The 11,392-nt window shown below is 68.1% G+C and carries 2 protein-coding genes and 2 pseudogenes; 2 read left to right on the forward strand and 2 right to left on the reverse strand.

Annotated elements, in window-relative coordinates; all coding sequences use genetic code 11:
• The first annotated feature begins 1,133 nt into the window (after window positions 1-1,133).
• Entirely contained in the window at window positions 1,134-1,886 is a 753-nt protein-coding gene (locus KS423_RS25810; RefSeq protein ID WP_224282161.1) for a transposase, read from the forward strand.
• An 84-nt stretch (window positions 1,887-1,970) separates the two neighbouring features.
• On the opposite strand, the gene KS423_RS25815 is transcribed toward KS423_RS25810, so the two are convergent.
• Complete coding sequence (locus tag KS423_RS25815; RefSeq protein WP_224282162.1) at window positions 1,971-10,235, reverse strand: SpvB/TcaC N-terminal domain-containing protein; 8,265 nt, start codon at window positions 10,233-10,235, stop codon at window positions 1,971-1,973.
• 224 nt (window positions 10,236-10,459) lie between these two features.
• On the opposite strand from KS423_RS25815, the pseudogene KS423_RS48575 reads away from it, so the two are divergent.
• Window positions 10,460-10,630: pseudogene (locus KS423_RS48575) on the forward strand (IS481 family transposase); the annotation flags it as partial.
• Window positions 10,631-10,795: 165 nt separating this feature from the next.
• Here the strand turns inward: KS423_RS48575 and KS423_RS25820 are convergent.
• A pseudogene (locus tag KS423_RS25820) lies at window positions 10,796-11,173 on the reverse strand (TniQ family protein); the annotation flags it as partial.
• Between the last annotated feature and the right edge of the window lie 219 nt (window positions 11,174-11,392).

The raw sequence follows: 11,392 nt of genomic DNA on the forward strand, positions 1-11,392 counted from the left end.
GCAGCTCTCCCGCTGGGCCCAGGACGGCCACCTCCGGAAATGTGGCCCCGGCGTATACACATCCAGCCGCGAGAACCCTTCAACTCCCTTGCGTGACCTGCGGAAACGTTAACTACCTGGCCTTGGGGGAGCCCCCGGACTTCGAGCTGCAGAAGCGGACGAGACGGACAGCGGCCCTCGCTGGCAGCTTGGGGACAATACCGACCTACCCAGCAAATGGTCGCCAAACAGGACAGGAACAAAAGCCGCATATAGCAACAGAGCTTCCTAAACGCCCTCTGAGAGGGTGTTCTGCGGGCCTTTGCCGGATTTCAGATGGAGTTGGTCTCCAGGGTGCCCGGTGTCGGATTGGTAAGGGCGAACAGGCCTGGCTCGGGCTCGGTGAGGATGCCGCGGGTCACCAGGCGTTTCAGCTTCGCTCGGATGCCTTCGGTGTGCCGCGGCTCGGTGCCGAGGCCGAGCGCCTGGCAGACGCCACGACGCCGAGCTCTACAAAGAGCGGAACACTGTCAAGCGCCTGATCAACAAGCTGAAGGCCTGGCGAGGCATCGCCACCCGGTTCGACAAGACCCCCGAGAGCCACCTCGCGGGCCTCCACCTTCGCGCCTCGATGATCTGGATCGATGATCTCCTGCCGACCATCAGCTGATCACAACATCACACAGACCCTAGATGAATATGGCTGCCGGATGGAACCGCATCCTGCGCAAGGGTAAGGCAATGCCTCGCAAGCGAAATTAGGCCAGCGGAATTTGCCCTGATGGTGACTTCAGGTCCCGCTCGGTCCGCCTGGGCAAGAACCCCACCCGGCCCAAGACCAGGATCCTCGCCGCCGGCGACGACGCCTCGCGCCTGCTGGAGCACCTCCACCGGCATGGACCGGGCTACCGCACCGGCCCGCAGGCCGAGGCCCTGCGACAGATCCTCGTGCAGAACTACTACCGCGACACGGCAGGCCGCCTGCGCTGGCGCACTGCCGACGGCGGCGGCCTGCCGACCTCTGCCTCGGCGACCGTCTCGCCCTACGACACGACGGTGCGCTACGTCCGCCACGGGCACATCATCAGCTGGAGGGGTTCGCCGCACATGTCACCGAGACGTGTGCCTCGGGCAGCGTCAACGTGATCACGGACGTGGCCACCACCTCGGCCGCCACCAACGACGGCCAGGCCCTGCCCGGCATCCACACCCGCCTGGCGCGTCGCGAACTGCTGCCCGCCGAGCACCTGGTCGACGGCGGCTACACCTCGCTGGTCCACCTGGAACGAGCCGCCCGCAAACACCAGGTCACCGTCAGCGGGCCCCTACCGGGTAACCCCACCCGCCAGCACCGCCGAGGCGAGGGCTTCGACCGCGACGACTTCCACATCGACTTCGACCGCCGGCAGGTCACCTGCCCGAACGGCCAGGTCAGCGCAGGCTGGCACGGCCCCTACCCGACCTCCTCGCCCACGGCAGTCCCGCTGATCGTGGCACGGTTCACCAAGGGCCAGTGCCAGCCGTGTCCCGACCGCCCCCGGTGCACGAGCTCCAGCGACGCCCGCAACGTGGGCTTCCCACCGCGAGAACTCCGCGACCTGCAAGTCCGTGTCCGTGCTGAGCAGCAGACACCGGACTGGAAGGCCCGCTACGCGGTCCGCTCCGGCGTGGAGGGCACGATCAACGAGTTCGCCCACGGACACGGCATGCGTCGCTGCCGCTACCGAGGACAACCGAAAGCCCACCTGCAGCACGTTCTCACAGCCATCGCCGTGAATATCGAACGACTCAGCGGCGGGTCGGTCACCGAGGAAGCCCCGCCACCGAGACCGCCGACCGCCTTCCAGACCTACCTGGACGAGAACGGCATCCCCCGGTCGAAGTCATGGCGAACCCTTGGCACTTGAGTCCGATCGTCCAAGATCCCCGACAGAGTCAAGTTAGTGCTCCAGCCGAGGTGCCTCCGAGATCCTTCCGGCACCTCAATCCGCCTACTTCGCCCCACCCCATCTGTCGCCGTAGTGCTGCTTGATGCCGTTGGTCACCAAGCGGTCGATGAAGGGCTGCCAGGTGATCTGGGCAACCCCGCCGTACACACCCCTGGCAGGCGCGCCGCCGCGGGCGCCCATGCCGCCGATGATCTCGGCGGTCGTCTGCAAGGCGAGTTCGCCGTTCTGGTCCTCGAAGATCCGGAAGTGGATCGTGCTGCCCACGCCGTCGATGTGGCCGTCGAGAGTCGAGTACTCGATGTTGATCTCCTTGCCGTCGAAGTCCATCTGCGTCACCTCGACCGGGAACCCCTTCGGGCCCACCTTCAGCGGAAGCTTGTCACCGACCTTCGGCATCTCCTTGGGAGCACCGTTGATGGGGAACGTGCAGTTGTAACAGGACTTCAGCGCGTTCCAGGCGTCCTCGACCGTGACGATCTCTGATGCCTTCCCCACCATGTTCGACGCGCCACCCGCACCGACCTGGGAGAAGTACTTGCCGGTGGTCGGATCGACCAACACGTAGGTGTTGGCCGCGTCGCCCTCGGCGTAGATGGTGTAGTCGTAGCTCCACGGCTGCTTCTCCCACGGCGATTCGCCCGTGGGGTCGGTCAGCTTGACGGGGTTGTTGTGGACGTAGGTGTACGCGGCGAGGTTGCGCGGCTGGGTGATGCCGCCCGCGAGGTCCTGGTCCAGGTACTTCGGCAGCGCCGGGTCGGTGCTCGCCCACAGTTGGGTTCGCGGGTTGTAGTAGCGGGCGCCGTGGTAGTTGAGGCCCGTCTCGCTGTCGAGTTCCTTGCCGGTGAACTGGTACGGCGTGTCCGCCTGCCCGGTCCGTTCCTCCACCCAGGTCTCCCCGGACGCGAAGTACTCCAGGTGTTCGGTCACCGCCCCTGTGTTGTCCGTGACGTACCCGGACGAGCCGAGGTGGTCGGTGTGGAAGAACGACCGGGTGTTCTCGACTCCGTCCGCGACGGTCTTGGTTGTCAGGCGGCTATCGCCGATGAAGACGTGCTTGTAGCCGGTGCCGTCACGCTCGCTGTAGTTTCGGTTGGGGTACAGCGAGAGGCTTTCGCCCTTCTTGACCACTCGCTCGCCCGTCGCGTCGTACACATAGGACACGGTGGCGTCCGCGCAGCCGGCGGGGCTCTGCTCGACCGTCGAGGTGGTGGTGTCCTGGTTGCAGGCGAGGCGGTTCTCCTCGTCCCACACGAACTGCCGGCGCTTGCCGGTCGCGGCGGTGTTCACCGTGGCGGTGAGGTTGCCGTTGGCGTCGTAGGCGTGGGTGATCGGGCCGACCCGGCTCGGCGCGTGCGGCTTGCCACCGCCGTAGGTGTAGTCGTAGGTGTAGCTGGTCCTGTCCTGCACGTCGGCCGGGTTGGACGGGTCGTCGACCGGTTCGATCGGTCCAGGGGTCCCGGTGCCGGCCGGGAAGGCGGGGACGCCGCCGGTGATCTCGTGGTGCTGGGACTTGCTCGTCGTGTTGTTGATGGAGTCGTAGGCCAGCGTCAGGGTGTACTTGTTGGCCTGGTTGTTCTTGTCCGTGTACTGCCCGGATGCCGACGTCAGCCGGTTCAGGTCGTCGTAGCCGTAGGTCTGGGAGCTCGGTCCGCCGATCACCGCGTTCCGCGGCGCGGAGTTCGCCAGCGCCGTGATGTTGCCCGCCTTGTCGTAGGTGTAGCCCAGGTCCTGGAACGTCGACCCGGTGGGTGCGTCGGACTTGAGCGCCGCGAGCCTGCGGTCTTCGGCGTCGTAGGTGTAGGACGTGCGCACCCCGTTGCCGGTCTCCTGGAGGGTTTTCTGGCCGAACTTGTCGAAGTCCATGCGTTGCAGGTACGTGTAGTCGGTCCCGTTCTTGACCCCGGTCGCCCGCGTGACCTGGCCACCGGAGTCGTAGTCGTAGGTGAGCACCTCGCCGTCGGGGTAGGTCAGCTGGAGCACGCGGTTGAAGGTGTCGTAGCGCCACGCGGTTGTATAGGTGCGGGGTGACCCGCTGACGGCGCTGATCGTGCGGGTCTCCCGAGTCAGCTCGCCCAGCGGCCCGTAGCCGCGGGTGATCGTCCCGGCAGCGTCCCGGACCTCGGTGATCCGCGACGCGACGTTGTCCGCCGCGCCCGGGGCGCCGTAGGAGTAGGTGACGTCGTTGCCCGGGAATTTCGGGTACCGCACGGCCTTCACCCGCGTGTAGTCGTAGTCGTACTCGACGGCCTGGCCCGCGGCCCGCAGGTTCGCGGTGATCTTCGCTGTGACGTTGCCGGCCAGGTCGTAGTGCGTCTCGGTCCGGCCCGCGTCCGGGTTGTCGAGCACCGTGCGCCGCCCGAGGCCGTCGTACTCGGCACGGGTGACGTTGTCCTTGTCGTCGGTGATCACCGTTATCCGGTTGAGCGGGTCGTACACGTAGCTGGTCCAGACGGCCGTCGAACCGCTGAACTCCTTCACCGCCGCGGTCGTGTCGCGGACGCCGGTGTAGATGCGGCGCTGCTTGCCGTTGGCATCGGTCACCGTGTTCTCGAACCGCGTCACACCCGCCCGGTCCGGCCCGAATCCGTACGCGTTGGTCGTGCTGGTCCCGTCCGGCCGCACCGTCCTGACCGACCGGTCCAGCACGTCGAACGAGTCCTTCGTCGGGGCTACCGTGTCGAACGCGGCGTTGAACGTCGTGTTCGCCTCTCCCTTGGGCTCGGTCACCGGGTAGTACTTCTCCGTCGTGCGGCCGAGGAAGTCGAACTTCAGCCGCCCGGACACCGTCATCACCGGCTGCGGCACCGTCCCAGGCGACGCGGCAACCGACGCGTCTTTCTTGGTCTGCAGCACCCGCTTCAAACCATCGCTGAAGGTGACGGTGTCGATGGTGTCCGCCCGCGCGCCGTTCGCGTCCCGGTCCAGGTTCTTCGTCGTGGCGTACGGGACCACCGCCTCGGGGTGGTACGCGAAGGCGATCGTGACCCGGCCGCTGCCCGCCTCGTACGGGCCGGTCACCGAGTCGAGCCGGCCGACGCTGTCGTACGACCTCGACAGTGGCTGGTTGTTCTGGTCGGTGCTTCGTTCCGGCAGGCCGTACTTCAGGTTGTGCGTCGTGGCCGACCGGTACCCGAAACTGTCCACGACGGACTCGACGTGCACGCCGACGACGGCGTCGTAGCCGTACTCCAGCTTGTACCGCTGACCGGACTTGTTCGCCGGACGCGTCACCGACCGCAGGTTCCCGTCCGGGTGGTACTCCAGGTCCGTGACCGCGATGTCGGTGGGGGTCACGTGCTCCCGGATCTGCCGCAGCGCCCCGGTCGCACAATCCACCGTGGCCTCGCGATGCCGGAGCGGGGTGTCCGTCGCGGTCGCGCGCTGGGACACGGACCTGGCCAGCCCGACCAGGTGGCGATCCCGGCACGCCGGGTCGGACGCGGTGTATGCGAAGTCGGTCTGGACGTCGTCCTCGATGCCGTCGTCCCCGGCGTCGAACGATCCTGTGAGGTTGCCGTACTCGTCGTAGGCCATCACGGTGTGCGTGGCCTTCGCGGGTTCCCGCGCCCCCTCGTGGAATTTTTTGTCCACCCGGGTCAGCTGCGGGAACACCGACGCGGTGGTGCTCGCCGGATCGGCCGCCGTGCCGGTGGCGATGTCGTGGAGCTGATAGGTGTTGACGGTCTCGGTGAACGGGCGGCCCGCGCCGTCGCTGGTGAGCGTGCGGGCGAGCAAGCCCCTGGTGTAAACGCTGTCGGTCCTGTACTCGTCGCTCACCGACCGGTAGAGGGCGTCGCCCGCACCGGGATCGCGGACCTCCGAGACGACCTTGCCGAACCCGCGGAACTCGCGCTCCAACCGGTCGTACGTGCCGTTCTCGTAGCGGTAGGTCGTGAGTTGGTTGTCGGCTCCGTCGCCGGTCCGACCGTCGAACACGGCGGTTCGGGACAGGACCCAGCGGCTTTCGGGTATGGCCTGGGTGTTGCCGGTACGGGTGTAGTCCAGATCGATACGGGCGCCCATCGGGCGCGACACCGTGCGCAGGAGGTTGGTGCGGCCGGTCTTGTTGACCGCGACCAGGAGTTCGTTGTCCCGGGTGGACCTGACGTGGTCGGCGAGGCCGTCGCCGTTGACGTCGCGCAGGCTGGTTTCGGCCCGGCTGATGCCGGTGGACGCGTTGGCGCCGGGGTTGAAGACGAAGATGCCGACGGGAGTGGGCAGGCCGACGGTGAAGTAGACGCCCGCGCCGAGGCTGGCGTTCTTGTCGACGGCGATCTCGGGGAAGCTGCCGCGCCAAGGGGCGGGTGCGGTGAAGCCGGTGCCCGTGTTGACCGCGACCTTGATCGGGTTGGCCCCGTCGGTGAACACCCGGTCGGTGAGGCCGTCGCCGTTGACGTCCGCCATGCTCGCGTTGGTGAACGAGGTTCCCAGCTCGGCGGACACGCCGCCGGCGAAGCCGTAGCGGTCGATGTTGAACCCGAGGTTGACGCCGACGTTGCGGGTGGACGCGTCGTTGATCGGTCCGGCCGACCAGGGTTCGCGGGCGGCGAAGGAGTAGCCGAGGTTCAACTGGGCGTCGCCGTTGGCGAACACCTTGTCGGGCAGCCCGTCCCCGTTGATGTCGATCAGGTCGACGCGGACGTCGGACTCGCCGCCGCCGAGGCTGCCGCCGATGCCGAGCGAGGGTTGGACCGCGCCGGTGGTGGCGGTGTTGGCGCTGGTGCCCGCGTCGGGGGCGGCCATGCCCAGTGCGCTGGCGATGGTGGCGGTCTCGCTGCCCGCGGAGAGCGACACGTTGCCGGAGACGTTGTCCGCCTCGCGGACGTTGCCGCCGAGGGTGCCGCGCGTGGCGCCGAGCGCGCCAGTCATGTCGGAGAACTGGATCTCCTTGGCGCCCACGACGTCGGGGTAGCGGTCGCCGTTGAGGTCGAGGTAGTCGACCGAACCCGCGGTGATCCCGCCGACCACGGTGCCGCCGAACGGGCCGGCCGCGAGGGTGGCCGACACCTGACCGGTGACACCGCGGCGCATCACCGCCCGGTCGCCCGCCACGTCGGCGTCGGTGACGATGTCGATGGTGTCCGCACCGAGGCGGGAACTCGTCGCCATCGCGGCGGTGACCCAGGAGGACTCGTCCTGTGCGGCCCAGCCGCCCTTGGCGGGAACGGGGGCGAACACCGCCAGCCGCGGCATGGTGAGCCGGGGGTTCGCGGCGAAGGGCGCGACGTCCGCTTCCTTGGGCTCCTTGGGAAGTGCGTCCTTGAAGCTCTGGTCCAGCGTGAGTTCGGCCTGCTTGATCGGTTGGGTGGCGCGGTCGCGGTTGCCCTGGTAGCCGATCACACCCCAGCCTCGGTAGGGCTGGGCGAAGGCGCCCTGCCCGACGGAGGCGTGCATGGCGCTGGGCGCCGGGGTGAAGGTCGGCCAGCCGGAGGTCACGTCGTAGGTGACCGACGCGGACTGCTCGACGAGACTGCCGAGCAGTCTGGTCTCCGTCGTGGAGTAGTCGATGTAGAGCTCGTCGCCGGCGGTGACCGGCACGGTCAGGTCCAGGTTCGGGCCACCGAAGGGGGAGGTGTCCTTGGCTTGGAAGATCCGTTTGCCGACCAGCTGCCCGCCGCGCTTCTTCACCGTGAACGCGATCTTGGCATCACCGAAGAGATTGAAGTTGAAGGACAGCTTCGGCCGCACCTTCAACTGACCGGTCTTGGTCGCCTTGTAGGACTGCTGCGGCGCGGTGAGGGTGTCCGCCGGGAACATGTCCATGTCGTACGGCGGGGTGATCACCAGCGTGGGATCGCCCTTGGCGTCGACGACCGACTCGACCCCCTGCGCGACCGTGTAGTGCGCCTTCGGCGCCCAGCTCACCGCCGAGGCATCAATCGGGGAGTCGGTCTTCAGCTTCCACGACATCTTCTCGAACACGCTGACCGGAATGCTCACGTCGATCGCGGAGGTACCGGTCGACGCGGCGGGCAGGACCTTGCGAAACACCTCCGCGCCGGCGTGGACGCCATTGCCCTTCTCGATCACGACGGTCACGTCGTCCGACGTCGCCTTGGACTTGACCACATCACCGGTCAGCCGCAACGTGCCGTTCACCGGCACGGTCACCAAGGACGGCCTGCCACCGAAGGTGAAATCGGCCGACGCACGGAACACGGTGCTCGCCAACCCGTTCGCGTCCGTGCCGGCCGGCAGGTCGGTGTAGGTGATCTCCGGGTCCCACGCCACGGTGTCGTACTTGCCGTCCAGAATGGACTGGGTGCGGAAGTAGAGCGCGTCTCCCTTCTTCACCGGAATCGAGGCCACATTGCCCGGGACGAACTCGGTGTGGTCGTCGGGGCCGATACGCTGCGCCCAGAGTTCGGCGTCCTTGTGCTGGATGGTGACCCGCACGCCGTCGGCCTTGGTGTAGGCCGCCCGCGCCGGGGAGGGGTCCTGGGTCAGCTGCACGCGGCCGTCCACGCGGACGTTGCCGTCGAACGGTGCGACCCAGCGGCGTACCGTGTCCAGCAGCGGCGAGTTGTCCACCTGCTGGTTGAACTGCGCGGTCTGGTCGCCGACGATCTCGCCGGTCACCGCGCCGCCCCCGATCGGCACCGGGGTGCGGGTGGAGTCCGCGCTGTAGGCGGGTTGCCCATTCGCGTCCAGGTAGCCGAACAGCACGCCGCCGTTGTTCACCAGGTCGGTGATGCCGTCGCCGTTGACGTCGCTGAAGAACCGGTCCGAGGTGGTCGTGGTGCCCACGAAGTCCAGCTGGGCCGAGGTGGTGAGGACGTACGCCTCGGCGCCGATGGTGCCGGACAGCGTGCGCTCGGTCGAGATGCCCGGGAGGTTGGTGAGCTTGATCGGCGTGTCGCCGAACTTCGGCTCACCACCTGGTGTGGCCAGATTGGGCCGGTAGAACACGTCGCCGTTCTTGCGGAACACCTTGTCCGGCAGGTTGTCGCCGTTCACATCGGCCAGCGTCGACAGGCCATCGGACTGGCCCGCGCTGAACCCGACCTTCAACCCGACGGAACCCTCCTTGGTCGGCAGCCCCTGCACGTTGTAGCCCGCGAACAGGTGCGCGCCGAAGCCGACCGACGTGTTCGCCGAGATCGCGCTGGCCTCGCCTTCGCGGATGTTCACCCCGAGGCCGTCGTCCGGCACCGACCAAGGCGCCGCGTCGGCGAAGGCGTTGTAGTTGCCCGACCGGTCGCGCACGTCGTCGAAGTAGTCGAACGTGTGGGTGTTGAACAGCTGGTTGCTCTCGCTGAACTGCGACACCGAGGTGAGCAGCGTCTTGGCGAACGCGCCGGTCCGGTAGTTCAGCTCGTAGGCGCGGATCAGTTGGTCGTCGAGCTTGACCTCGACGCGGCGCAGGAGGTCGGCGGTGACCTTCTTGAACCCGTACCGCGCGTCGATCTGGACGTCCCCGCGGCGCGCCTCGCCCCGGTCGCGGTCCCGGACGAAGGTGACCGAGTACCGGCCCTCGGTGTCACCGTGCCCGGTCCAGGTGATCCGCTGCGGGTACAGGGCGCGGCCCGCGACGGTGGCGTTCGCGACCCCGCCGTCGTCGACCCGGACGTGGTGGTAACGCATCAGATTGTCGTGCGCATCACGTACCTCGCGTACCGCCCACACCGCGATGTTGCCGGACGCGTCGGCGAGCGAGGTGTTCTCCGCCCCGCCGTAGACGGTACGGGTGCCCTGCTTGTCGGTGACCTCCCACCAGTAGTTCGACGGCTTGTCACCATGCCGCACGATCCGCTCGAACCTGCCCTCGACTCGGGAGTGGAACACCTTCTCCGCGGTACGCGCCTGGAGTTCACTGCGGTGCGCCACCGGGGTGAGCTGCTCCCCGTTCAGTACGTACGACTCGGTTTCCTTGCCGCTGTCGTAGCGCGGGACGCCCCACCGGGTGTCGACCGTGATCGACGGCGTGTTCAAGTCCCAGCCCACGCCGGCCCAGCCGTTACCGCCCGCCGAGTTGTAGGCGACCGACAGATTGGGTTGCAGGCCCCCACGCCCCTTGGGAACCTCGAGCGGGTACGCCAGCCGCGCGTCACCGCTGTTGTTCGCCGTCGGGGCCTCGATCAGGTTCACCCCGGTGCCGGGGTCCGCCGCCTTGATGTCCTTGATCTGGTTCGGGTTGAACGATGTGCCCTCAGGCCCCTCCGGTCCGGTGACCGCAGACCTGGCGTCCGGCACCGTCGCGGCGGCGCTGCGGAACCGCTCGGGCGAGGTCAGCCCGAGAGCGGCGAGGGCCATGATCAGAACGAGGATCACGCCAGTCCGGCCGCGGACCACGCGCTGGGCAGTCATCAAAGGCCCCCACACCATCGGACGTCCCCGGAGCCCGAGGCCCCCGACGCCCCCGGCTCCCTGTGGTATTGAACGGTAGATTGCGAGCTGGGTTGTTTGTGCAGGTTTTTCAGCCAAGGTCAGCCCACGCGGTCACGATCCGGCAATGGGTGCTCTTACCGGTGGTGAACTCCTCGGCCACGACGCGCCAGCGCGGATCCGGGATCTTGGAGAAGAGCTCAGAGGTGCTGGCTACACCGTCTGGCCGGACGGTGGCCGACGCATTCGTGCGCGCCATGCGATTCCACCGGGTCCCGGCCGAGGTACTCACCGACACCGGCAAGCAGTTCACCGGCCGCTTCACCCGGCCCCGCCCCGCCGAGGTCCTCTTCGAGCGGGTCTGCTGGGAGCGGGGCAAGGCTGCGGGCCAGCGCGCGTGGAGGCGTCACCGGGCAGCACCCGGCACTGCCGCTGTGCCCGTTTCGGCCGTCGCCAGGACGTCGTCGGTGTTCACCTGGAGATCCTTCCTGCGGTCGCAGGCCGCGCTCAGCAGTGATGCGTAGTGCCTGCTGGATCTCGCTGGCATCGCCGTGCAGGCACTGCGGGCAGTAGCGGGTTGAGAAGTCGAGTGCCCACTGGGTTGCGAGCATGACGGTGGTCCGTTGCGGGACCGCGCGTACAGCCCGCAGCGGCGGGTACGGGGTTGCGAACCGTTGCAGTGTCAGGTCGTTGGCCTCGGCGATGCTGAGGCCCGCCGCATGGGCGAAGGCCCGGGCCGTGGTGTCGGGCAGTTCCTGCAGCAGGCCGAGGGGGATCCGTCCGGGCCGTTCGGTGAGGCCGCACAGGGTGGCGAGGCGGCTCGGGGATCGATCAAGGCGCGTGGCCAGCCGCAGCAGGAAGCCGGGCAGCGATTCGTCGGGCAGCGGGGCCAGGCTGCGGGGCAGCGGCCGGAGGGTCATGGGGTCGCTCCTCGGTCATCGGCCCGTATGCCGCTGTCGCACCAGGCGGCTGTCTGCTGCGTGTAGGCGGCCAGGCGGGGAAGGAGCAGGGGGACTCTGTTGCTCAATTCGGGCCGCGGGGTCGGTTGACTGCGGCATGATCGCTCCTGCGGTCGTCTCGTGGGCAGGTGGTCGCGGGGGTGGTGCGGGTGTCGATGAGGGCGGCGGGACTGCCGGAGA

Source organism: Streptomyces sp. LS1784 (assembly GCF_020103755.1).
GTDB lineage: Bacteria > Actinomycetota > Actinomycetes > Streptomycetales > Streptomycetaceae > Kitasatospora.

Bases quoted from the DNA above. Each gene is read 5' to 3' on its own strand.
- KS423_RS25815 (WP_224282162.1), bottom strand. From the start codon at position 10,235: ATGACTGCCCAGCGCGTGGTCCGCGGCCGGACTGGCGTGATCCTCGTT.